This window comes from Clostridium carnis (assembly GCF_054657435.1).
Genome location: NZ_BAAHYS010000001.1, coordinates 3,071,184 through 3,096,863, shown reverse-complemented (window position 1 = coordinate 3,096,863; position 25,680 = coordinate 3,071,184). Strand labels below are relative to the sequence as shown.

Annotated in this window: 23 protein-coding genes; 18 read left to right on the top strand and 5 right to left on the bottom strand. The window is 27.9% G+C overall.

Features of this window, described 5'->3' with window-relative positions; translation table 11 throughout:
• Positions 1-41: 41 nt before the first annotated feature.
• From ACYQ1T_RS15130 to aspS, 11 genes are all read left to right on the top strand, one after another.
• Positions 42-410, top strand: a complete 369-nt coding sequence (locus ACYQ1T_RS15130; protein WP_459836383.1) for a TIGR04086 family membrane protein — start codon at positions 42-44, stop codon at positions 408-410.
• Positions 411-621: 211 nt separating this feature from the next.
• A complete protein-coding gene (secD, locus tag ACYQ1T_RS15125; RefSeq protein WP_459836381.1) occupies positions 622-1,890 on the top strand; it encodes a protein translocase subunit SecD in 1,269 nt (422 codons plus the stop codon).
• Positions 1,883-2,755 carry a protein translocase subunit SecF gene (gene secF, locus ACYQ1T_RS15120; RefSeq protein WP_459836379.1) on the top strand — a complete coding sequence of 291 codons (873 nt, stop codon included), beginning with the start codon at positions 1,883-1,885 and terminating at the stop codon, positions 2,753-2,755. Before secD ends, secF begins: the two co-directional genes overlap by 8 nt.
• Before the next feature lie 142 nt (positions 2,756-2,897).
• The gene (locus ACYQ1T_RS15115; RefSeq protein ID WP_459836376.1) at positions 2,898-3,752 is read left to right on the top strand and encodes a DHH family phosphoesterase; all 855 of its coding nucleotides are present in this window, start codon (positions 2,898-2,900) and stop codon (positions 3,750-3,752) included.
• A 104-nt stretch (positions 3,753-3,856) separates the two neighbouring features.
• The gene (locus ACYQ1T_RS15110; protein WP_459836374.1) at positions 3,857-4,375 is read left to right on the top strand and encodes an adenine phosphoribosyltransferase; all 519 of its coding nucleotides are present in this window, start codon (positions 3,857-3,859) and stop codon (positions 4,373-4,375) included.
• Between the two features lie 109 nt (positions 4,376-4,484).
• Positions 4,485-6,668 carry a RelA/SpoT family protein gene (locus ACYQ1T_RS15105; RefSeq protein WP_459836371.1) on the top strand — a complete coding sequence of 728 codons (2,184 nt, stop codon included), beginning with the start codon at positions 4,485-4,487 and terminating at the stop codon, positions 6,666-6,668.
• Positions 6,669-6,683: 15 nt separating this feature from the next.
• Entirely contained in the window at positions 6,684-7,133 is a 450-nt protein-coding gene (gene dtd, locus ACYQ1T_RS15100; RefSeq protein ID WP_459836368.1) for a D-aminoacyl-tRNA deacylase, read from the top strand.
• A 15-nt stretch (positions 7,134-7,148) separates the two neighbouring features.
• The gene (locus ACYQ1T_RS15095; protein ID WP_459836366.1) at positions 7,149-7,748 is read left to right on the top strand and encodes an MBL fold metallo-hydrolase; all 600 of its coding nucleotides are present in this window, start codon (positions 7,149-7,151) and stop codon (positions 7,746-7,748) included.
• A gap of 9 nt (positions 7,749-7,757) precedes the next feature.
• Positions 7,758-9,182 carry a coproporphyrinogen III oxidase gene (locus ACYQ1T_RS15090; RefSeq protein WP_459836364.1) on the top strand — a complete coding sequence of 475 codons (1,425 nt, stop codon included), beginning with the start codon at positions 7,758-7,760 and terminating at the stop codon, positions 9,180-9,182.
• 11 nt (positions 9,183-9,193) lie between these two features.
• Positions 9,194-10,441: a histidine--tRNA ligase gene (gene hisS / locus ACYQ1T_RS15085; protein WP_459836362.1), complete on the top strand. Its 1,248-nt coding sequence runs from the start codon at positions 9,194-9,196 to the stop codon at positions 10,439-10,441.
• Positions 10,442-10,458: 17 nt separating this feature from the next.
• On the top strand, positions 10,459-12,243 hold the full coding sequence (gene aspS, locus ACYQ1T_RS15080; RefSeq protein ID WP_459836359.1) for an aspartate--tRNA ligase: 1,785 nt from the start codon (positions 10,459-10,461) through the stop codon (positions 12,241-12,243).
• Positions 12,244-12,344: 101 nt separating this feature from the next.
• Here aspS and ACYQ1T_RS15075 read toward each other — a convergent pair whose 3' ends face one another.
• On the bottom strand, positions 12,345-12,629 hold the full coding sequence (locus tag ACYQ1T_RS15075; protein ID WP_459836357.1) for a DUF1294 domain-containing protein: 285 nt from the start codon (positions 12,627-12,629) through the stop codon (positions 12,345-12,347).
• Positions 12,630-12,700: 71 nt separating this feature from the next.
• Here ACYQ1T_RS15075 and ACYQ1T_RS15070 point away from each other — a divergent pair, with 71 nt between their 5' ends.
• From ACYQ1T_RS15070 to recQ, 4 genes are all read left to right on the top strand, one after another.
• Positions 12,701-13,513, top strand: a complete 813-nt coding sequence (locus ACYQ1T_RS15070; protein ID WP_459836355.1) for a purine-nucleoside phosphorylase — start codon at positions 12,701-12,703, stop codon at positions 13,511-13,513.
• 233 nt (positions 13,514-13,746) lie between these two features.
• Positions 13,747-15,075: an APC family permease gene (locus tag ACYQ1T_RS15065; RefSeq protein WP_459836352.1), complete on the top strand. Its 1,329-nt coding sequence runs from the start codon at positions 13,747-13,749 to the stop codon at positions 15,073-15,075.
• A gap of 136 nt (positions 15,076-15,211) precedes the next feature.
• Entirely contained in the window at positions 15,212-15,901 is a 690-nt protein-coding gene (locus ACYQ1T_RS15060; RefSeq protein ID WP_459836350.1) for a TIGR01906 family membrane protein, read from the top strand.
• 186 nt (positions 15,902-16,087) lie between these two features.
• Complete coding sequence (gene recQ / locus ACYQ1T_RS15055) at positions 16,088-18,535, top strand: DNA helicase RecQ (RefSeq protein ID WP_459836348.1); 2,448 nt, start codon at positions 16,088-16,090, stop codon at positions 18,533-18,535.
• 59 nt (positions 18,536-18,594) lie between these two features.
• On the opposite strand, the gene ACYQ1T_RS15050 is transcribed toward recQ, so the two are convergent.
• Positions 18,595-19,761: an iron-containing alcohol dehydrogenase gene (locus ACYQ1T_RS15050; protein ID WP_459836346.1), complete on the bottom strand. Its 1,167-nt coding sequence runs from the start codon at positions 19,759-19,761 to the stop codon at positions 18,595-18,597.
• Positions 19,762-19,920: 159 nt separating this feature from the next.
• Between ACYQ1T_RS15050 and ACYQ1T_RS15045 the strand changes: the two genes are divergently transcribed.
• Together ACYQ1T_RS15045 and ACYQ1T_RS15040 are read left to right on the top strand one after the other, a co-directional pair.
• Positions 19,921-20,193 carry a metal-sensitive transcriptional regulator gene (locus tag ACYQ1T_RS15045; protein WP_459836593.1) on the top strand — a complete coding sequence of 91 codons (273 nt, stop codon included), beginning with the start codon at positions 19,921-19,923 and terminating at the stop codon, positions 20,191-20,193.
• A 328-nt stretch (positions 20,194-20,521) separates the two neighbouring features.
• Entirely contained in the window at positions 20,522-21,877 is a 1,356-nt protein-coding gene (locus ACYQ1T_RS15040) for a sodium-dependent transporter (RefSeq protein WP_459836344.1), read from the top strand.
• 20 nt (positions 21,878-21,897) lie between these two features.
• On the opposite strand, the gene ACYQ1T_RS15035 is transcribed toward ACYQ1T_RS15040, so the two are convergent.
• Positions 21,898-22,368 carry a threonine/serine exporter family protein gene (locus ACYQ1T_RS15035; RefSeq protein ID WP_459836342.1) on the bottom strand — a complete coding sequence of 157 codons (471 nt, stop codon included), beginning with the start codon at positions 22,366-22,368 and terminating at the stop codon, positions 21,898-21,900.
• Positions 22,369-22,370: 2 nt separating this feature from the next.
• Positions 22,371-23,135 carry a threonine/serine exporter family protein gene (locus tag ACYQ1T_RS15030; protein WP_459836339.1) on the bottom strand — a complete coding sequence of 255 codons (765 nt, stop codon included), beginning with the start codon at positions 23,133-23,135 and terminating at the stop codon, positions 22,371-22,373.
• A gap of 243 nt (positions 23,136-23,378) precedes the next feature.
• Between ACYQ1T_RS15030 and glyA the strand changes: the two genes are divergently transcribed.
• Positions 23,379-24,614 carry a serine hydroxymethyltransferase gene (gene glyA / locus ACYQ1T_RS15025; RefSeq protein ID WP_459836337.1) on the top strand — a complete coding sequence of 412 codons (1,236 nt, stop codon included), beginning with the start codon at positions 23,379-23,381 and terminating at the stop codon, positions 24,612-24,614.
• A gap of 58 nt (positions 24,615-24,672) precedes the next feature.
• Here the strand turns inward: glyA and ACYQ1T_RS15020 are convergent, their stop codons facing one another.
• On the bottom strand, positions 24,673-25,563 hold the full coding sequence (locus ACYQ1T_RS15020) for a radical SAM protein (RefSeq protein WP_459836591.1): 891 nt from the start codon (positions 25,561-25,563) through the stop codon (positions 24,673-24,675).
• Positions 25,564-25,680: the final 117 nt, after the last annotated feature.

The following is a 25,680-nucleotide window of genomic DNA, read 5'->3' as shown; positions in this document are numbered from 1 at the left end:
CCCCTAATACTTCATAATATTAAGTATTAGGGGGTGTTTTGATGGAATGGAAAAATTATTTTAAATGTGTTCTTAAAGGTGTGTTATGGTCATTAATTGTAACTTTTTTAGTTACAGCATTGTTTTCGATAATTATGAATAGCATGACTATCGGAGATGGATTGTTTAATGTAATTTATGTTGTTATTTCATGTGTTTCTCTTGTCATTGGAAGTATTATTGCAGCAAAATCTCATGGGAGTAAGGGGTGGATTGTTGGATTAGCAGTAGGTGTTGTTTTTTACATATCATTATACCTTATAGGAGTAATATGTGGAGCTGAAACTACCTTAGGAATGTATGACCTTATAAAGTTTGGATTATGTATTTTAATTGGAACTCTTTCTGGAATGCTTGGTATAAATTTATAAAATTTGTTGTGTATAAAATAGTATAGTTTGGGTAAAATCCTAGAGTGAATAATTTCATCTAGGATTTTTTCTTATATAAAATTAGTAAGTATTAATATAATTTAAAGTAATTGATAACTGGAAATTTAGTGAACAAATTATCCAATGTGCTTGATATTACATTACATAAGTAATATAATTTAAAATGAAAACGTAACAGAGGGGGAAGAACATGAAAGCAAAAGGCAAGAGTAAAATTAAAAGCTCAATTATATTTGTTATATGCATAGTCGCTATTTTTTCTTTAGCATTTGCAGGCTTTAAGGGTTTTGAAGTAGCGGGATGGGAGTTTAAGTCTTTTGATAAGGCGTTAACAAAAGGATTAGACCTTCAAGGCGGAGTTTCAGTACTTATGGAGATACAAGATGAAAATGTGACAACAGATAATCTTCAAAAGACTAAACAGTTACTAGAGGTTAGAGTTAATAAAATTGGTGTATCAGAAACTGTAGTTACTACAGAAGGAGAAAGAAGAATAAGAATAGATATTCCAGGTGCATTTGACTCAAATGAAATAGTTGATAGTTTAAGTAAAACAGGAAACTTAGAATTTAAAGATTCAGAAGGAAATATTGTTTTAACAGGAAAAGATGTTAAAGAGGCAACAGCAGTTATTGACCATCAAACAACAAGACCAGTTGTATCATTAGAATTAAATAACGATGGACAAAAAAAGTTTGCTGAAGCTACAGCGAATAATTTAGGAAAGAAAATAAGTATTACAATGGATGGAGAAGAAGTATCTTCACCAACTGTTCAAAGTGTAATAAATGATGGAAATGCTGTTATTACAGGAAGTTCATCAATGGATGAAGCAACTAAGCTTGCTGGGGTTATAAATTCAGGAGCGCTTCCAGTTACAATTAAAGCAGTATCAGTTAAAAATGTAGGAGCTCAACTAGGTGCAGAAGCGTTACCTAATGCTATGAAAGCTGGAGTTCTTGGGTTAACATTAGTATTTTTATTTATGATAATCTATTATAGAGTTCCAGGGGTTATTGCTTGTATAGCTTTAACTTTATATATTTCATTAGTACTTTTAGTTTTTGTAGAGGTAGGAGCTGCATTGACACTTCCAGGTATTGCAGCGTTATTATTAACTATAGGTATGGCGGTAGATGCTAATATTCTTATATTTGAGAGAATTAGAGAAGAATTAGCAAAAGGCATTTCTATAAAAAGTGCAGTTAAAAGTGGATTTGAAAATGCAATGTCTTCTATAGTAGACTCTAATGCAACAACATTTATAGCAGCATTAATTTTATACTTTATTGGATCAGGTGCTGTTAAAGGATTTGCAGTTACCCTAATGATTGGTATAGCTTTAAGTTTATTTACAGCATTAACAGTAACAAAGATATTAATAAATTTAACTGTAGAAATGGGACTTTTAAAAAGTCTTGGACAATTTAGAGTAAAGAGGGGGGCTAAAAATGCTTAAAATTATAGAAAAAACTAAGCTTTGGTTTGCCATATCTTCTATAATAATAATTGTTGGATTAGGCTTTATATTCACTAGAGGATTAAATTTTGGTATTGATTTTAAAGGTGGAACAAAAGTAATTATTGAATTAGGAGAAGGATTCAATAAACCAGAAGTTGACGATGTAGTTAAAAAAATAGTTCCAGATGCTACAACAAATTTAGTTGAAAAAACCCAATATGAAATAAAATCTAAAAATCTTAATAGTGAAAAAGTATCAGAAGTTTTTAAAGCTTTAAAAGAAAAGTATAATTTAGATGATAAAGCATTACTTTCTCAAGATGAAATAGGAGAATCAATAGGTAATGAGTTAACAAGAAATTCTATATTAGCTCTTTTAGTTGCTTGTATAGCTATGCTTATATATATAGCTATAAGATTTGAAATGAATTATGGAATTGCAGCGGTTATAGCTTTAGTTCATGATTTATTAATTACCTTAAGCGTTTTTGCAATATTTAACATACCTGTAAATACACCATTTATAGCAGCAATATTAACTATTGTTGGATACTCTATGAATGATACAATAGTTATATTTGATAGAATAAGAGAAAATGTTAAAAATATGAGAAGAGTTTCAGTTGAAGAGATAGCTAATAAAAGCTTAACTCAAACGATGTCAAGATCGATAAATACAACATTAACAACACTTGCTACAATTGTTGCTGTTAATATATTTGTTCCTACAGTAAGGGAGTTTTCATTCCCTCTAATTATAGGTATAGCAGCAGGAGCATATTCTTCAATATTTATTGCATCACCAGTATGGGTTATATTAAAGAATAGAAAAAACAATAAAAAAGAAGTTGTAACAGCATAAGTTGTTAGGTAAAAACTTACAGTAAAAGTAAACCTCCGAAAAAAATGGAGGTTTATTGCTTTTTTCATAGAAAACATTTGTAATATAGAGTATTTTCAATTATAATATATGTGTTTTCTTAAGTTTTATGGAGGAGTTTATCATGCGTAAGTTTTGGGAGAGTATTTATAGTCCAAATTACATAACTGGATATAATCCCTTTATACTTAAAGATATGAATAAAGCGATTGAACGTATGGTAGCAGCTATTAACAATCGAGAAAAGATTGTTATTTATGGTGTGCCAAATGTAGATGGATTATGTGCTATTGCTTCTTTAAGCTTAGTGCTTAAGTATTTAAATGCAGATATAGAATATATAATTCATGATGAAGATTCAAATACTTCTGGAATTACCTCGCAGGATATTATTAATAATGTTAATTTTTTAGGGGGACAGCTTCTGATTACCCTAGGAATCGGGTTAAACTCAGAAGATGAAGAAGCGCTTTGTAAGGATCTTGGTATAGATTTGATGGTTTTGGAAAATAAAGAAATAAGCGACGAAAAAAATTACATATATATAAATCCAAATCAAAAAGGTTGTCAGTATAGATATAAAAATTTATCTATTAGTGGATTAGCCTTTAAGTTAATGCAAGCAGTTGCGATTTACTATAACATAAAAAGCATTAATAAATATTTGGATTTAATTTTAATTGGAGAGCAATGGGCTGAAGTTCCCTTAAAAGGAGAAAATGGAGTCATATTAAAAGAAGGGCGTAAATTTCTAATTAACACAAATAATCATGGATTAAGGGCAATAATGAATTATTATAATATAGTAGAAATGGATGATGAGTGCATATTAAAGATTATTGATGTTATTACACCAACTATGAATGCTGTAAGAATGATGGATAATGCACGAATTATTATAGAATTATTAACAACAACTAAAAAAGAAAGAGCAGAACAAATAACGAAATATCTAAACAAGTCAAAAATAACTATATAATAATTGTATTTATAGAAAGTAGTATTATAAATATAGCTTTTATATTAAAGAAAATAGTTTATAATTATTATATAGTTCTAATTTTTAAATATGGAGGATTTATAATGGATCTAAAGGAAAAAATAAGAGTAATTGAAAATTTCCCAAAAGAAGGTATAAGTTTTAAGGATATTACAACTGTAATAGGTGATGGAGATGCTTTAAAGTATTCAATTGATAAAATGGTTGAACATTTAAAAGATAAGAATATAGATTTAATAGTAGGGCCAGAAGCAAGAGGATTTATATATGGAGTTCCAGTTGCATATGCTATGGGAATTGGATTTGTGCCAGTAAGAAAACCAGGAAAGTTGCCAGGTGAAACAGTAAGTGTAACTTATGATTTAGAATATGGTACTGATACATTACAAATTCACAAAGATTCTATTAAAAAAGGTCAAAGAGTTGCAATTGTTGATGATTTACTAGCGACTGGTGGAACTATAGAAGCTGTTGCAAAACTTGTTGAATTAGCAGGTGGAGAAGTTGTGATTTTAGATTTTGCAATAGAGCTTACAGAACTTAATGGAAGAGATAAATTAAAGGGATACGAAGTTGTATCATTAGTTCAATATGATATCTAATTTTATTGAAATATATATTTAAATATTATATAATAAAAGAAAATGGCTGGTTTTTTAAACCAGCCATTGATTTTAGAATTTAATCCGATTAAAGGAGAGAGTGGTCCAAATGATAGAGAGCCTGTTACAAAAAATAAAAGAAAATTGTACTAACATAGATATAGATATTGTAAAAAAAGCATACGATTTAGCCACAGAGGCACATAAGGAACAAAGAAGAGAATCAGGAGAGCCTTATGTAATCCATCCAATTGATGTATCAATAATATTAGCTGAAATGGGGATGGACACAAGTACTATAGTAGCAGGGTTGCTCCATGATGTTATAGAGGATACTCACTATACATATGAAGATATAAGAGATATGTTTAATGAAGAAGTTGCAAACTTAGTTCAAGGTGTAACTAAATTAGGAAAGATAGAATATAAAACAAAAGAAGAACAACAAGCAGATAATGTAAGAAAAATGTTATTAGCTATGGCTAAAGATATTAGAGTAATAATTATTAAACTTGCAGATAGATTACATAACTTGAGAACACTTAAGTTTATGAGTAAAGAGAAGCAAAAGCAAAAAGCTAAAGAAACTTTAGATATTTATGCACCTCTTGCCCATAGACTAGGTATTTCTAAAATTAAATGGGAGTTAGAAGACCTTTCATTTAGATATATGCATGAAGAGGAATATTATGATTTAGTTAAACAAATAGCAGAAAAACGCGTTGAAAGAGAAAGCTATATTTTAGAGATTACAAATGATTTATATAAAAAACTTGAAGATGCGGAAATTGACTGTGATATAGATGGAAGACCTAAACATTTTTATAGCATTTATAAGAAGATGGTTAATAAAAATAAAAGTATAGAGCAAATATTTGATTTAACAGCAATAAGAATTCTTGTAAATTCGGTAAAGGATTGTTATGGAGTTTTAGGAATTGTACATACCATATATAAGCCGATACCAGGTAGATTTAAGGATTATATTGCAATGCCAAAGCCTAATATGTATCAATCATTACATACAACTGTAATTGGACCACAAGGTAAAACTTTTGAAATACAAATAAGAACCTTCGAAATGCATAAAACTGCTGAATATGGTATAGCAGCTCATTGGAAGTATAAAGAGGGTGATGCTCAAGAAGATAAGGAAAAATCTTTTGAAAACAAGCTAGCATGGCTTAGAGATATGTTAGAGTGGCAAAAGGAAACAGCAGATGCAGAGGAGTTTATTGAAGGATTTAAAATAGATTTGTTTGCTGATGAAATATTTGTCTTTACTCCTAAAGGTGTTGTTATTAATTTACCAAATGGTGCAACTCCAATTGATTTTGCGTATAGAATACATACAGATATTGGGAATAGATGTATTGGAGCAAAGGTTAATGGGAAAATAGTTCCTCTTGATTATAAGTTAAAAACAGGAGAAATTGTAGAAGTATTAACATCTAAAAATGCTAATGGGCCTAATATGGATTGGCTTAACATGGCAAAAAGCAATCAGGCTAAAAGTAAAATTAGACAATGGTTTAAAAGAGCAAAGAAAGAGGAGAATATAGATAAAGGTAAAGATCTATTTGAAAAAGAGATAAAGAAGCAAGGCGTAGTATATAACGAAATAGCTAAGGGTGAAACTTATGAAAAGCTATTAAAGAAATATAATATACATAGTATTGAAGATATATATGCAGCAATAGGAATTGGGCAAATAGCAGCATCTTCTTTTATTTCTAGATTAAAAGAAGAAAACTTATCAGAAAAGGATAAAAGCAATCAAGAATATATTAATAAAAATATTGATGACCATATTGCTAAAAGCGAAAAGAAACCTTTAAATAATAATTATGGAATTACAGTTAAAGGACTTAATAACTTAATGGTTAGATTTGCAAGATGTTGCAATCCTGTTCCAGGAGATGATATTCAAGGATATATAACAAAAGGTAGAGGAGTATCAGTTCATAGATCAGATTGTAGTAACTTAAAGGCACTAATAGATTATGATAGTGATAAGGTAGTAGAAGTAACATGGGGGACAGCTAAAGGAGCTGCTTATGTTGCTGAAATACAGGTTAAAGCAGAAGATAGAATGGGGATACTATCAGATATTATGATAATAATAACAGAGGCTAATTTACCTTTAAATGCTTTAAATGCAAAATCATCTAAAGGTAATGTAGCTATGGTTAATATTAAAGTTAAGATTGATTCTGTAGAGCAACTTAAAGAGCTTATGAGAAAAATAAGAAGACTTAAAGGTGTTATGGATGTATATAGAATGAATAACTAAAGGATGTGTTATACTATGAGAGCTATAGTTCAAAGAGTATCTTCTTCAAAAGTTGTTGTTAATGAAGAGATAGTTGGAGAAATTGGTAAGGGATTAAATATACTAGTAGGAATATCAAAAGATGATACTGTAGATGATTTAACATATATAAGAGATAAAGTTATTAATTTAAGAATATTTGAAGATGAATATGATAAAATGAATCTTTCTATTTTAGATGTAAAAGGAGAACTATTAGTTATTTCTCAATTTACCCTTTATGGTGATTGTAGAAAAGGAAGAAGACCCAATTTTATGGAAGCACAAGGAGGAGAAGAGGCTAAAAAGCTTTATGATAAATTTATAGAGTTACTTAAAGAATCTTCTCTAAAGGTTGAAACAGGAAAGTTTGGGGCACATATGAAAGTAGATATTCAAAATGATGGACCCGTGACTTTACTTTTAGATAGTAAAAGAAACTTCTAGATTGGAGGAGTAATAATGATAGTAAAAACAATACCAGCAGGAGCATTACAGGCAAACTGTTATATAATTATTGATGAAGAAACAAATGAGGGAGCTATATTAGATCCAGGTGGTGATTCAAGCCATATAATAAGTGTAGTAGAATCTTTAGGAGTAAAAATAAAGTATATTCTATTAACTCATGCCCATGCAGATCATAATGGTGGGGTTGTTGATATTAAGAATAAATATGACGTAGAAGTCTTAATGAATAAAGAGGAAGAAGAATATATGGAAAAGGATAAATTTGTATTTGGTAAATTGCCTAAAATATACGGGTTTATTAACGATGGAGATATATTAAAACTTGGAAATCTAATAATAAAATGTATACATACACCAGGACATACAAAGGGTGGAATGTGTTTTTTAATAGAGGATAAGGTTTTTACTGGAGATACATTATTCCAAGGGTCTATTGGAAGAATAGATTTTCCAGGAGGAAACTTTGATGAAATAATTAAAAGCATAGAGGAAAAACTTATGGTTCTTGAAAGTAACGTAGAAGTATATCCAGGACATGGGCCAAAGTCTACAATTATATTTGAAAGAATGAGAAATCCTTTTTTAGCATAAGGAGAAAAAATGGAAGTAAAAATCACATTAAATGATTTAAAATATAGATATGATGTATATCAAATGTTTAATATCTACTTTCCACTTCATGAATTAAAATTTCAAGATGATGGAGATTACTATATAAATATAACAGAAAATAAAGTAGATATATCATATAAGGAACTATATAAAGAAACTTTAGTAAGTGATAATCTTAAAGAAGAGATAAAAAAGTTAATTTTTTCTTTTTTAAAAGATATAACGAAAGATGAATATCCATGGGGAACTCTTGTTGGAATAAGACCATCTAAAATAGCATTAAAGCTTCTTGAGGAAGGAAGAGAAGATGAAGAGGTTATTAGCATATTTAATAAAAAGCATTTAGCATCTAAAGAAAAGGCGAAACTTTGTATTGATGTTGCTAATGCAGAAAAAAGATTTGTTAATAGTAATTCTAAAAATATAGCTATTTATATAGGTATGGCATTTTGTCCAACTAGATGTTTTTATTGTTCATTTGCAGCAAATCCTATTGGAGGAAATAAAAAGTTAGTTAATCCTTATTTAGAAGCCTTAACATATGAAATAAGAGAAATGAAAAAGTATGTTGAAGATAGAAACTTAAATATAGAATCAGTTTATTTTGGTGGTGGAACACCAACTGCAGTAAATAATGAGGAGTTTGAAAGTTTAATGAAAGAAATTTATAGTGCTTTCATTAAGGGAAAAAATGTTGTAGAATTTACAGTAGAGTGTGGTAGACCAGATAGTATAACTAAAGAAAAGTTAGAAACTATGAAAAAATATAATACAACTAGAATAAGTATAAATCCTCAAACTATGAATGATAAAACATTAAATATGATAGGACGAGGACATAATTCTTTAGATGTTATAGAAAAATTTAAATTAGCAAGAGAGCTAGGATTTAATGATATAAATATGGATATGATAATAGGTTTGCCAGGAGAAGGGCTTAAAGAGGTTAAACATACGGCTAATGAAATTTTAAAACTTTCTCCAGATAGCTTAACTGTTCATGGACTATCATTAAAGAGAGCATCAATACTTTATGAGAATTTTATTTTAAAAAAAGGAATTCAAATAAAAAGGCAGGATGAACTTACTGCTATGTATGAAGAAAGTAGAAATCTTGCAAAAGAGTTGAATTTAGATCCATATTATATGTATAGACAAAAAAATATGGTTGGAAATATGGAGAATTTAGGATATTCTAAAAAGGGAAAAGAATGTATTTATAATATACAAATGATTGAGGATAAGCAAACCATAATAGCACTTGGAGCAGATGCAGTTTCTAAAGTGGTATTTTTAGATGAAAATAGAATTGAGAGATTTGCTAATATAAAAGATATTAGGGAATATACAACTAGAATTAAAGAAATGGTAGAGGGGAAGCAAAAGCTTTTAGATACTCTTTACTTAAAATAGGAGGGAAAAATATGGATATTCAGGCACCGAAGGGTACTAAAGATATGCTTCCAGAAGATGCTTATAAGTGGCACTTTGTTGAGGAAACATTCAAAAATACTGCAAAATTTTATGGGATGAGAGAAATCAGAACTCCTATATTTGAACATACAGAGTTATTTTTAAGAGGTGTAGGTGATACAACTGATATAGTTCAAAAGGAAATGTACACATTTAATGATAAGGGAAATAGAAGTATTACATTAAAGCCAGAGGGAACAGCTCCAACAGTAAGAGCATTTATAGAAAATAGATTATTCAATGAAGCTCAACCAACAAAACTTTATTATTCAATACCATGTTTTAGATATGAAAATGTACAAAAAGGAAGACTTAGACAATTCCATCAAGTAGGAACAGAAATATTTGGATCTAAGGAACCAAGTATGGATGCAGAAGTAATTGCTTTTGCAATGAATGTGCTTAAGAATTTAGGCTTAAAAAGCTTAAGTTTAAATATAAATAATTTAGGATGTCCTAAATGTAGACCTAAATACAATGAAGCGTTAAAAAAATATTTACAAGAAAACTACGACAATTTATGTGGACTTTGCAAAACTAGATTTGAAAAGAATCCTATGAGAATATTAGATTGTAAAGAAAAGAAATGTAATGAGATTACAAAGAGTGCACCTATAATATTAGATTATGTATGTGAAGAGTGTGATAGCCACTTTACAGAAGTAAAAAAATATTTAGATAGCTTAGATATTCCATATATTGTGGATTCAGGAATAGTTAGAGGGCTTGATTACTATACTAAAACAATATTTGAAATATTAAACGATGATTTTACAGTTTGTGGTGGTGGAAGATACGATAAGTTAATTGAACAACTTGGTGGACCAGAAATGCCTTCAGTTGGATTTGCTATGGGTGTTGAAAGACTTATAATGACTTTAGAAAAAGAAAATATTGATATTCCAAAAGAAGATTTATTTGATTTATATATAGGAGCTAGGGGAGATGAGGCAAAGCTTGCAGCTTTTACTTTAGCAAATAAATTAAGAAATTCAGAAGTTAAAACTGAAGTTAATCATATGGGAAGAAGCGTAAAAGCAGAAATGAAGTATGCTAATAAAATTGGTGCTAAATTTACTACAATTTTAGGAGAGGATGAACTTCAAAACAAAACTATTAGACTTAAAAGAATGTCTGATGGCGAACAATTTGAAGTGAATTTAGAAAATATAGAAGAAATAACAAAAGTTATTAAGTAGTTAGGAGGAAGTTAATAATGGGTGAAGCTTTAGGTGGCTTAAAAAGAAGCCTAATGTGTGGAGATGTAAGAGAAGCTAACGTAGGTGAAAGAATAACACTTATGGGATGGGTTCAAAGAAATAGAAAGTTAGGAGGTCTTCAATTTATAGACCTTAGAGATAGAACTGGAATAATGCAAATAGTGTTTGGCGAAGAAATTAATGCTGAAGCTTTTGAAAAGGCTAAGGATGTTAGACCAGAATATTGTATTGCAGTTACAGGAGAGGTTGTTTTAAGAGAAGCTCCAAATACAAATATGGAAACTGGCTTAGTAGAACTTAAGTGTGAAAGCTTAAAGATATTATCTGAGTCAGAAACACCACCAATATATATAAAAGAAAACTTAGATGCAGCTGAAAGTATAAGACTTAAATATAGATATTTAGATTTAAGAAGACCAGATATGCAAAGAATATTTATGATTAGAAATAGAGCATCAAAGGCAGTTAGAGACTATCTAGATAATAATGGATTTTTAGAGGTAGAAACTCCAATGCTAACTAAAAGTACTCCAGAAGGCGCTAGAGATTATTTAGTTCCATCAAGAAACTATCCAGGTATGTTTTATGCATTACCACAATCACCACAAATTTTTAAACAATTATTAATGGTGTCAGGTTTTGATAAATACTATCAAATTGTTAAATGCTTTAGAGATGAAGATTTAAGAGCAAATAGACAACCAGAATTTACTCAAGTAGACTTAGAAATGAGTTTTGTTGAGGAAGACGATGTTATAGCTATGAATGAAGGGTTAGTTTCTCATGTATTTAAGGAAGTGGTAGGTCATGAAATTAAACTTCCAATAAGAAGAATGCCTTTTAAAGAAGCTATGGAAAAGTATGGATCAGATAAACCTGATTTAAGATTTGGTATGGAAATAACTGATATTACTGAAAATGTTAAGGATATGGATTTTGTAGTATTTAAATCTGCAATAGAAAATGGGGGATCAGTTAGAGCTTTATGTCTAAAAGGTGGGTCAGAACTTGGAAGAAAACCATTAGATAAATTAGTAGACTTTGTTAAAACTTATAAAGCTAAAGGTCTTGCGTGGATTCAATTAAAAGAAGATGGGGTTAAGTCTTCAATAGCTAAGTTCCTAAGTGATGATGTTACTGAAAATATAATTAAAACTATGGGAGCTGAAACAGGCGATGCTATATTAATAGTAGCAGATAAGAATTCAGTAGTATTCCAAAGCTTAGGAGCACTTAGATTAGAGCTTGCTAAACAATTTAATTTAATAAAAGACAAATCAGAATTTAATTTTTGTTGGATTACAGAATTCCCATTATTTGAATATGATGAAGAAGAGGAAAGATATCATGCAGCTCACCATCCATTTACATCACCAATGGATGAAGATTTAGATATGCTTGAAACTAATCCAGGAGCTGTAAGATCTAAGGCATATGATTTAGTATTAAATGGTGAAGAATTAGGTGGAGGATCTATAAGGATTCATGATTCTAAGCTTCAAACTAGAATGTTTAAAGCATTAGGATTTACAGAAGAATCAGCACAAGAAAGATTTGGATTCTTAATAGATGCATTTAAGTTTGGTCCACCACCACATGGAGGATTAGCATTTGGTTTAGATAGAATGATAATGTTCTTAGCAGGAACAGAAAATATTAAAGATGTAATAGCATTCCCTAAAAACCAAAATGTATATTGCTATTTAAGTGAAGCTCCAAATGTTGCTGATGAAAAACAAATTATAGAATTAGGATTAACAATAAATAAAACAGAAGAATAATTTTTTAGACTATAAAAAATCACCAATGAGATATAAAATATTTCATTGGTGATTTTTTCGTAATTAATAATTAATATTAATATAATCTTCCTTTTTAATATTTATTTCTTTAGTATAAAATAAATAAATAAAGAAACTTGAATTAAAATTATTATAGGAATGCCTAAGGAGAATTTTATATGCTTTGTTTTATGTCTAAATAAATTCATACCTAATAAAGAACCTAAAGAGCCACCTAAAATTGAAATAAACATTAATGTAGATTCTTTTATTCTCCATTTATGTTTTATTGCTTTTTGTTTATCTACATACATAAGTAATAATGAAAATAAATTTATAAATATAAGATAAATTATAAAAAGTTTATACAAATTTACAACCTCCATTTAAATATACTTCTATTATAAGTCAAAATAATATATAATAAAATTAAATTTTACTAAAGGAGAAGAGAGTTATGTATGATAAAATAGCAGAATCAGTTAAATTTATAAAAGAAAAGATTTCCAATAATCCAAGAATTGGTGTTATACTTGGGTCAGGTCTAGGAGATTTAGTAAACGTAGTGAAGAATAAAAAATATATAGATTATAAGGAGATTCCAAACTTTCCAATTTCAACAGTTTCTGGACATGAAGGAAAGTTAGTATTTGGAGATATTGAAGGTGTAGAAGTTCTTTTAATGCAAGGAAGATTTCATTATTACGAAGGATATACTATGAAAGAAGTTACATATCCTGTATATGTAATGAAAATGCTAGGTATAGAAAAGATTATTGTTACAAATGCTTGTGGAGGAATTAATAAGTCATTTGCTCCAGGAACATTAATGCTTATAAATGATTTTATTAATTTATTTGGGACAAACCCACTTATAGGAGTTAATGATGAAAGACTAGGAGTAAGATTCCCAGATATGTCTGAACCATATAAACTTAATCTTATACAAAAATCTAAGGAAATTGCAGATAGATTGAATATAGAGTATAAAGAAGGTGTATATGCAGGATTCCAAGGACCATATTATGAAACGGCAGCAGAGATTAGATCAATAGGAGGGCAAGGAGCAGATGCAGTGGGGATGTCAACGGTTCCAGAAACAATAGCAGCTAATTATTTAGGCTTAGAAGTATTAGGAATAGCTTGTATAACTAATATGGCTACAGGAATACAAAAAGTAAAGCATTCACATGAAAGAGTTGTTGAAACTGCTAAAAAAGCATCTGTAAATCTTTGTAAATGGGTAGAAGAAATTATAAAGGAAATATAAATTAAAGTAAGAAAGTTTAAAGAATTATTCTTTAAACTTTTTTACTTTAATTTATTAATAGTTATATTAGCATGTATTTAGAGAAAGTAAATTTACATATTATGACAAAAAATAATATGTAAATTGTTAATAACAAATTAATTAAATTTCTATTCTTATTTTTGTCAATTTATGATATATTGTTTTTATATATTTCTATAGAAAACTTAAACTTAATTTAAAAGAGGTGACTTATGAAGAAAAATGAATATGGATTATTTACAGCCATAGGAATGATTGTAGGAATAGTAATTGGATCAGGTATATTTTTTAAGAGTGATAATATTTTAGTTGCAACAGGTGGAAGTATTTCATTAGGTGTACTTGTTTTTGCTATTGCAGCTACAGGTATAATATTTGGAAGTCTTACTATTTCAGAATTAGCTTCAAGAAACTCAAAGGCTGGAGGAATTATTACTTATGCAGAGTATTCATATAATAAATCAATAGCATGTGCATTTGGATGGTTTCATACATTTTTATATTATCCTACTTTAATTGCAGTAGTATCTTGGGTATCAGGAATTTATATATGTATGCTTTTTGGAATAGAGGGAACATTATTAATTCAAACATTAATAGGACTTGTAGTAATTATAGTTTTATTTATAGTTAATGTTCTATCAGCAAAATTAGGAGGTTATTTTCAAAATGCATCTACAGTAATTAAAATAATCCCGCTTGTATTAATAGCTTTTGCTGGATTATTTTTTGGAAATCCAGGAACAATTTCACCTGGAGATGTAACAGCAATGAAATCAGTAGGCTGGATTGCAGCAATTGCACCAATTGCCTTTTCATTTGATGGATGGATTATTTCAACATCCATAGGACATGAAATAAAAAATTGTAAAAGAAATTTACCAAAAGCACTTATTATTGCACCACTGTTCATATTAGTTATATATATACTATATTTTGTTGGAATTAGTATTTATGTTGGACCAGAAACGGTTATGAGTATGGGTGATGCACATGTTGATTTAGCTGCAAATAAAATATTCGGACCTTGGGGAGCAAAGTTAGTTCTTACATTTGTAGTAATTTCTATATTAGGAACTGTAAATGGGCTTACAATGGGATATACTAGAATGCCTTATTCATTAGCAATCAGAGGAATGTTTCCAAATTCAAAAGCGGTGGAGAAGGTTAATTCTAACTTAGGAATGCCTGTAGTATCATCAGTAATTGCCTTTATTATAAGTTTATTTTGGCTTATTATTCATTACATAACACAAAAGTTTGGATATTTACCAAACAGTGATATTTCAGAGATATCAATAACAATTAATTATTTATTATATATACTTTTATATATTAAAGTATTTAAAATGGGTAGAAAAGGAGAAATAAAAGGTATATGGAGAGGGCGTTTAAATCCAATCCTTGCTATAATAGGATCCTTAATTATTTTATTTGGTAGTATTGGAAATCCATTATTTTTTATATATGCAACTATTTGTTTAATTTTACTAATTGTTGCAATGTTATTTTGGAAATATAAAAATAAAAATATAGTTTAAAAAATAATATTAATTAAAAAGATGTTAGATACATATCTAGCATCTTTTTATATATAAATATAGCTATGGTTAAAGTTAAATAACTATGATATTATTGAATAAGTTAATATATAAAATATAAGAATAGAGGTGTATTATGAAAAAAAGTATAAATTTTCTTATTAGAGTTTTATTAGTAATATGTACGAGCTTCTTTACTATAGGAATAGCAGTTATATCAGTATTAAATATAACCTCTATATATCAATATGCTATTAATAAGTATAATTTAACTAGCATAGGAGAAATATCTAATATTGAGCTTATGAGTGATTATAAAATATTAATAAAATATCTTCAAAATCCATTTATAAAGGATTTAAAAATGAATAACTTTCCAACTAGTACAGATGGGGCAATACATTTTTATGAGGTGAAAAAGATATTCTTAATAATATATATAGCTTTATTTATAATAGCATTAATATTTATAGCTACTTTAATTATAAAAAGAAAAAAAGAGTATAAAAAAGAAGTATATAAAATATTTAATTATTCAGCAAATTTACTTTCTATTTCAATAATATCATTATTAATATGTGTATATATTGATTTCTCAAAAACGTTTATAATGTTTCATAAGATATTTTTTAATAATAATTATTGGCTTTTTGATCCAGTAACAGATCCAATTATAAATGTATTACCAGAAGAAGTTTTTCAGATGTATGCATTAATTATTTTTGTATTAATTATTATATTAATTGTGGTATATAAAGTTTTATTTTATAGAAACAATAAAAATAAAGTAAATAGAATAAATATAGAAAATAATTCATCAATATAAGAAGAATTTTTATAGAAACGTATAATTTTAATAATTGTTTTGCAGAAAAGATGACTTTTAATTGAAATAAGCTTTTAAAAGTCTTTTTTGTTGTAAATATATTTACTTAAGGAATTGTAAGGGTTGTATATAAACAAAACTTAATGGTAAGTATTATAATTAAGTTAGGGATAGGAGTGGTTTATAGTGATTAATAATGCTTTGGAAGTTCTAGAAAAGTATTATGGATATAAGAAGTTTAGAAAAGGTCAAGGAGAAATAATTAGCAACATACTAGAGGGAAATGATCTTCTAGCCATAATGCCTACTGGAGGAGGTAAATCTATATGTTACCAAGTACCAGCATTAATGTTAGAAGGAATTACAATAGTAATATCTCCATTAATATCATTAATGAAAGATCAAGTAGATGCAATAAGAGAAATGGGTATAGAAGGAACATATATAAATAGCTCTTTAAGTACAGTAGCTTTCAATGAAATAATTAATGGAATTAGAAACAATGAATATAAAATAATTTATATAGCGCCAGAGCGTTTAGATAGTAATGAATTTTTATATGCAATAACACAATGCAATATAAGTCAAGTTGCAGTAGATGAAGCTCATTGTGTATCACAGTGGGGACATGACTTTAGATCAAGCTATAGACGTATATATAATTTTATAGAAAAATTAGAAAAAAGACCTATAGTTACAGCATTTACAGCAACAGCTACTGATGAGGTTAAAGAAGATATTGTTAAACTATTAAAGTTAAACAATCCTAAAATATTTGTAACAGGATTCGATAGAGAAAATTTAAAAATAAATATAATAAAAGCGGTAAATAAGAAAAAATATCTTATTGATTATATTAAAAATAATAAGAATCAATCTGGAGTTATATATGCAGCAACTAGAAAAGAAGTGGATAATATATATGACTTATTAAAGGAATTTGATTTTTCAGTTAGTAAATATCATGCTGGTTTATCAGATGAGTTAAGAAAAAGCAATCAAGAGGATTTTATTCATGATAGAATAAATATTATGGTTGCTACCAATGCATTTGGAATGGGAATAGATAAACCTAATATTAGATATGTAATTCATTATAATATGCCTAAAAATATAGAAGGATATTATCAGGAAATTGGTAGAGCAGGGAGAGATGGGGAAGAAAGTCAGTGTATTTTATTATTTTCTCCAGGAGATATTCATACTCAAAAATATCTTATTGAAATTGGAACAGAAAATATAGAAAGACAAAATAATCAATATAAAAAGCTGCAACAAATGGTGGACTTAATTTATAGCAATGGATGTTATAGAAAATATATATTAAATTATTTTGGGGATAAGGTTTATGAAGATTGCAATAACTGTAGTAATTGTATTAATGAAGGTGAAGTAATAGATAAAACTATAGATGCTCAGAAAGTTCTATCTTGTATTTATAGAATGAAAAGAAGTTTTGGAGCTACAATGGTTATTGATGTATTAAGAGGTTCTAAAAATAAAAAAGTAATGCAATTTGATTTTAATAATTTATCAACTTATGGAATAATGAAAGATTATTCAAATGAAAATCTTAAAAACTTTATTAATACATTAATATCTCATGGATATTTAGATTCTATAGAGGGTACTTATCCTGTTTTACGATTAAATAATAATTCGATTAAAGTTCTTAAAGGAGAAGAAAGCGTACAGTTTAAAGAGTTTAAAGTTGAAAGAAGAGAAAGTGAAAGTAACGAATTATTTGAAATTTTAAGGGAATTAAGATTTAATATATCAGCTGAAGAAAAAGTGCCTCCTTATATGATTTTTGGTGATGGAACTTTAAAAGAAATGAGTATTAAGTATCCATTAGAAAGAAAAGAACTTTTAGAAGTTTCAGGAATAGGAGAGATAAAATTTGAAAAGTATGGAGAAAGATTTATAGAAATAATAAGGAATTATGTAAATGAAAATAATATAATTATAAAAAGGGATAATAATGAATTAGAATATGATGAGAATTTAAAGGAAACGAATTTTTTCGAAGTAACTAGTGATACTTTATTACTTAAAAGATTATTAATTATAAGGGAAGAAATTTCAAAAAAAGAAAAGGTATTACCACAAATGATTTTATCTAAGAATACATTAAAAGAAATAAGTGGTAGATATCCACTAAATATTGATAATTTAAAGGATATCGGAGGAATAGGACCAAAAAAAATTGAATCTTATGGAAAGAAAATTATATCTGAAGTACAAAAATACGTAATAGAAAATAATGTAGATGTTTCTTGGAAAGAAAAGAATAGAAAAAAATTAATTATAGATGGAGAGACAAGAAGTAATTCAGAGATAGCTTTAGATATGTTAAAGAAAAATATAAATATTGAGTATATTTCAACAGAAATAGAAACATCGATTTCTACAATTTTAGGATATGTAACTGATTATATAAAAGAAACTGGAGATTTAGAATTAAACTTAAATTTAAAAAAATACTATAATAAAGATGATATTTCTATTATAATAGATGCCTGCAATAAAAATGGATATGATAAAATTAGCATTATAAAAAAACAACTTCCAGATCATATAAAATATGAATCTATAAGAGCTGTTATTTTAAAAGAATATTTTAAGATATCTTAACAAATAAAAAATGGTTAGAAATAAGTGTACTTATTTTTAACCATTTCTAATGCTATTAATTAAAGGGCAAGTTTAAGAATTGAAAGAGCTTCTTTATAGCGAATTTCAACAAAACTACCTGCATGATCTCTATATGCCGTTAATTTTCTAGCCATTTCATCAATATACTCATCTGTTATATTGGCTTCTTTCAATAAAGTAGGTAAATTTAAAGCTTTAAAGAAAGATTCTAATCTAGAAATACCTTCTAAGGCTGTTTCTTCTAAATTGTTAATATTTATTTCGACATTAAACACTCTATTAGCAAATTGAACAAATCTATTTATATCATGTTTATATACAAATTTCATCCATGCTGGAAAAACTATAGCAAGGCCAGCTCCGTGGGGGATATCGTAAATTGCACTAATTTCATGTTCTATATCATGACTAGCCCAATCACCAATTCTTCCAATACTAAGGGAATCATTATGTGCAACCATACCAGCAAGCATTATTTCTGCTCTATAATCATAGTTATCTAGATTATTAATTAGATTAATACCATTTTCTATTATTGATTTCATAGTTCCTTCACATAATCTATCAGTAACACTAACATTTTTTTCATTAGTAAAATATCTTTCCATTACATGAGCTAACATATCAGCTATACCACAAGCGGTTTGATATTTTGATAATGTAAATGTAAGTTCAGGATTCATTATAGAAAAAACAGGTCTTAAAGAAGGGTGCCCTGTGCTTAATTTATAAAAACCATCTTCATTTGTAATAACTGTGCCAGAACTTGTTTCGCTTCCAGCAGCAGGTATTGTAAGAATAGTTGCAACTTTTAAACATGCATGATTAATAGGGGTTCCAGTAAATAAATCCCATACATCACCTTGATAATTTACTCCAGCAGCTATGGCTTTAGCAGAATCAATTACACTACCACCACCAACAGCTAATATAAAGTCTATGTTATATTTTTTGCATAAAGATATACCTTCCCTAACTAAAGAAACTCTAGGATTTGGCTTTACCCCTGATAGTTCTATTACTTCTATGTTATTTACTTTCAAACTATTGATAACCTTATCATAAAGTCCGTTAGCTTTTATGCTTCCACCACCGTAATGAAGTAATATTTTATTTGAATGTTTTTTTACTTCATTACCTATTTTATTTTCTGTATTTTTACCAAAAATAATTTTAGTACTATTTTGGAAATTAAAATTTTGCATAATAAACCTCCTTGAAAAAATTTCTAATATTATTTATATAATATCTTATATAAATAATATTATCAATAATGAAGAAAATATATTTAGTTGAATAAATATATTTATAAATGTTAAAATATAAATACCATGTGGAGGTATTTATATTTGGAGGGAAAAAATATGTATGAAGAAAATGAAAAATTAAGAAAAGATATAATAAATAGATTAAAAAGAATTGAAGGTCAAGTAAAAGGAATTCAGGGAATGATGGAAAAAAATGTTTGTTGTGGAGAGATATTAGTCCAAATTTCGGCAATAAGGTCAGCAATAAATAAAGTTGGAGGATTAACTATAGAACATTATGCTAATAATTGCTTAGGAATTGAAGAAGATACAGAACAACAAGAAAGTCTGAAAAGATTAATTAAAACAATAAATACTTTTGTAAAATAGTAGTATTAATTAACTAAATTAATACTTTAAATTTAGACTATTTAGAAGTTTATTAGAAAAAGCTATGCATATAAGAATTTAATTTCTTTATTTTGTATAGCTTTTTCTTTTTATTACAATTTAATAAGTTCATAGATAATTAGTTTTTCTTAATTATAATGATAAAATATAATATACAAATAAATAAATGTTAATTAAAAATGATTATTTTTAATATATTGATAAAAAATAAGAAAATTTATTGACAAAATATAAGTAAATTTCTATTATATATATAATACTATTAATTGGTTTATAAATTAAAATTTAACAAATAAGGGGGATAATAATGAAAAGAGAAAATTTTGGTACAAGAGTAGGGATATTAGCGGCAGCAGCAGGCTCAGCTATAGGCTTGGGGAATATATGGAAATTCCCTTATATCACTGGTAAAAATGGAGGGGCGGCATTTATATTAGTTTATTTAGCTTGTATATTACTTATAGGTATCCCTGTTATGTTATCAGAGTTTGCTGTTGGAAGAAAAAATCAAGTAAATGCAGTAGAAAGCTTTAAAAAAATATCTCCAAAAGGAAAATGGCATTGGTCAGGTTATTTAGCAGTTTCTACAGCATTTATAATATTATCATTTTACTCTATTATAGCTGGTTGGGTATTTTCATATATTTTAAGATCGGCAACAGGTTCATTAAAGAATATACCAGCTGATGGATTTGGAGAATATTTTACTAATTTAACAATAAATCCATTAGAACCTGCATTAATGACTTTATTAGTTCTAGTTATAACTGCAATTATATTATTTTTTGGAATAAAGACAGGTATAGAAAAGTTTAGCAAAATAGTTATGCCACTTTTAGTTTTAATTATTATTTTATTAATTTTTAGATCAGTTACTTTACCAGGAGCTAAGGCAGGTTTAGAATTTTTATTTAAACCAGATTTCTCACAATTATCAATACATGGTGTATTAGAAGCATTAGGACATTCATTTTATACTTTAAGTTTAGGAATGGGAATAATAATAACATTTGGTAGCTATATAAATAAAAAAGAAAATTTAGTAACATTATCATATCAAGTTGCTATTGCAGATACGATAATAGCATTAATGGCAGGAATTGTTATTTTTCCAGCTGTATTTGCATATGGATTGGAACCAACAGCAGGACCAGGACTTATATTTATAACATTACCAGCAGTATTTAAAGCAATGCCATTTGGTCAATTTTTTGAATTTATGTTTTTTGTGCTAATTTCAATAGCAGCTTTAACTTCAACAGTTTCTTTAATGGAAACTGTAGTTACATTTATCTCTGAACAGTTTTCTTTAGGAAGAAAGAAAACAATATCTATGGTAACTTTAGCTTTGTTTATATTAGCAATACCAAGTATTCTTTCTTTTGGACCATTATCAGATATAAAAATTTTAAAAGGAATGAATATATTTGATTCATTAGATTTTATAACAGGTCAAGTATTTCTTCCAATTGGTGGAATACTAATATGCGTATTTGTTGCTTGGGTATGGGGAGTAAAAAATGCTACCAAAGAAATATCAAGCGAAGGATTATATAAATTTAAGTTAAAAGGACTTTATTCAGCTTCTGTTAAATATATTTCTCCATTAGCAATATTAATAATATTTTTATATGGATTAGGTGTATTTAATATATTTAAATAATTAAAAAAAGAAAAGCAGATTTAGTTTGCTTTTCTTTTCTTTTGTAATAGTTCTTTAAATTCTCTTTTTCGCTTTGCAGATACAAATAACCTAGTTATAGTTGAAACAAATATAATTCCAACAGCAAGTGAACCAGCATTTGCAAGGGTTGTTATTCCTGTTTCTAGTGATTTCATTATATTACCAGTTACTGCTTCATACATAGTATAGTACATACCACCACCAGGAACTAAAGGAATAAGGGCGCATATTACAAGGGTTGTCACAGGTGTTTTAAGTACTCTGGCAAAAATTTCAGAGTAAATGCTAAAAACTACAGAAGCAATAAAAAATGAAGCAGATGTACTTAAACCTAATTTTGAACAATAAAGACTTATAAACCAGCCGATTCCCCCACCAAGAGCAGCAAAAAATAATTTTTTACCTTTTATATTAAATAGTATTCCAAAGCCTAAAGAAGAAAAAAAAGCAAATAGTGACTGACTTATCATATTTATAAACCTCCAAAAACAGAAATCCAAAAGCTAAGAACTGCACCAGTTCCAACTGCTATTGATATTGCAATTAAAAATGCCTCTGCTGAACGAGTTAAGCCAGCTACTAAATCTCCAGAAATAGTATCTCTAATAGCATTTGTTATTGCAAGCCCAGGAACTAAAAGCATTATAGATCCAATAATAGTTTTGTCAATACTATTTATAAAGCCTATTTTAAGAAAAAATATTGCCATTATAGCAGCAATCCCAGCACAAATACTATTAATGAAAAATGGATTAATTTGAAGAGACTCAAATTTAATTGAAGTTAACTTTATAATTATACCTATAAAAAATGCACCTATAGCATCTATTAGAGTACCTTCAAGAAGAAATACAAAACAAAAAGCCCCTAAGGCAGAAATTAAAATTGTAGTATATTTGTTATAACGTTCACCATTGTTAATTATGTTTAGTTGAGCTTTTAAATCTTTAACAGATAAATTTCTAGATACGATATTTCTAGATAAGTCATTTACTTTATCAACTCTATCTAAGTCTATAGTTCTCGTAGAAACTCTTCTTATAAGAGAACATGTTTTACCTTCATGGCATACCGATACCATGATTCCCGTTGGAGTAACAAAGCTTTCAGCTTCATCTACACCGTATATCTTACAAATTCTCCAAATTATTTCTTCAGCTCTATATGTTTCACCACCACTTTCAAGCATTATCTTTCCAGCAAAAGTAGCAACATGAAGTAATTCATCCATATCCATAGTATTCACCTCTAAAGCAAAATTCTTTAAAGTATTATATCACAAACAGTTAAAATATAGTATATTATACTTAGTAGTTTTAGTTATTAACTATATAATATACTAATAATATTTTTAAAAATAAAACTTATAATATAAGAAAAATGTAATTTTAGGCTTAAATGTTAAATTTATATATTAAAGTTGTTGATTATTTTTTAAATTATATTTATAATTTAAAAAAAAGGAATTTGGGGTGAAATTATGAACTTTGATAAAATATCAAAAGAAGACGAATCAATTTATGAATTAATACAAAAGGAATTAAAAAGACAACAAGATGGGATTGAACTTATAGCTTCAGAAAACTTTGCTTCAGAAGCAGTAATGAAAGCTATGGGATCCTATCTTACAAATAAGTATGCAGAAGGTTATCCTAATAAAAGATACTACGGTGGTTGTCATATAGTTGATGAAATAGAGGATATAGCAAGAGATAGAGCAAAAGAACTATTTGGTGCTGAACACGCTAATGTTCAACCTCATTCAGGATCACAAGCAAATATGGCAGTATATTTTTCTATATTAGAACCAGGTGATACAGTATTAGGAATGGACTTAAGTCATGGTGGACATTTAACTCATGGATCACCAGTTAATTTCTCAGGAAAATTATTTAACTTTATTTCATATGGGGTTGATAATGAAACTGAAGTTATTGATTATGATAATGTAAGAGAATTAGCATTAGCAAATAAGCCAAAACTTATTGTTGCAGGTGCTAGTGCTTATGCTAGAGTTATAGATTTTAAAAAGTTTAGAGAAATATGTGATGAAGTAGGGGCATTTTTTATGGTTGACATGGCACATATTGCAGGTTTGGTTGCTGCGGGAGTGCATCCATCACCAGTACCGTATGCTGACTTCGTAACTTCAACAACACATAAAACTTTAAGAGGGCCAAGAGGTGGATTAATTCTTTGTAAGGAAAAATATGCTAAGCAATTAGACAAAAATATTTTCCCAGGAATTCAAGGTGGACCATTAATGCATATAATTGCTGCAAAGGCAGTTTGTTTTAAAGAAGCTTTAGAACCTAGCTATAAGACTTATATTGAAAATGTAGTTGCTAATTGCAAAGTTTTAGGTGAAGAATTAATTAATTATGGTTTTAAAATTGTTTCAGGTGGAACAGATAATCATTTAATTCTTTTAGATTTAACCAATAAAGATATTACAGGTAAAGATGCAGAAATTTTACTTGATAGTATTGGAATTACTGTTAATAAAAATACTGTTCCTAATGAAACTAGAAGCCCATTTGTAACATCAGGAGTAAGAATAGGAACTGCTGCAGTAACAACTAGAGGGTTTGATATAGAAGCTATTAAAGAAGTTGCTTCTATAATTAATGATGCAATTTCTAATAGAGATGGAGAGTTAGAAACTTTAAAACAAAGAGTTCATAAATTATGTGGTAAATATCCATTATATAAATAGTTTAATTTAAAGAGAGCTAAAATTTGCTCTCTTTTTCTTTTGGCGAGGAAATTGGGAGCTATACTCCCTCATTTTTAAAACTAGGCACATATGTTTTGCTATTTGTACCATCTTCTTGAATAAATCCATTTTTAATACCTAAATCTAAGGCATATGATATTAAGGAGTCGTAATGTTTTGGATTAAGGGGTTTATTTATTTCAGGATAAATGGAAACTTGATTCATCGGTGTATATTGATTCATTAAAGAAATATAAACGGTATCTTTAAATGAAGTATATATGCTATCAATAACCTTTTTAGAATCAAATAATAGACTAGGGAGCATAAGATGACGAATAATAACTCCCTTTTCTATAAGACCATCATTATTGAATTTTGAAATTCCTACCTGTGAAATCATTTCATTTATAATTTCCAGTACATTTTTTGAGTAATTAGGAGCTTTTGAATATTTAGTAGAATATTTATCAGACATATATTTAAAATCTGGTAGATATACATCAATAAATCCATTAAGAGCTTTAATTGTTTCTAATGAGTCATAACCATTTGTATTATATACAATAGGAATTACTAAACCTTCTTTTTTTGCAAGTTTTAATGATTCAATTATTTGAGGAACATAGTGAGTTGGAGTAACAAGATTTATATTATGTGCACCCTTATTTTGAAGTTCTAGAAATATTTCCTTAAGCCTATCTATAGAAATTTCTTTTCCATTCCCATCAGTTGATATAACATAGTTTTGACAAAAAACACATTTAAGATTACAGTTAGAAAAAAATACAGTTCCAGAACCTTTAGTTCCAGAAATGCAAGGTTCTTCCCAGTGGTGAAGGTCAGCTCTAGCAACCTTTATAGTTGAAGATGAATTACAAAAGCCAAGATTATTTTTATTTCTATTTACATTACAGTTTCTAATACATAAACTGCAAGAATCTAACATTTTTAAACTATTCAATTTAAACACCTCGGGTTAAATTATATCATCTCAATTAATGATACTCAAAATAATTTATAAAAATTTATTTAGTGTGAATTTCTATAAATTAATATTAAGGAA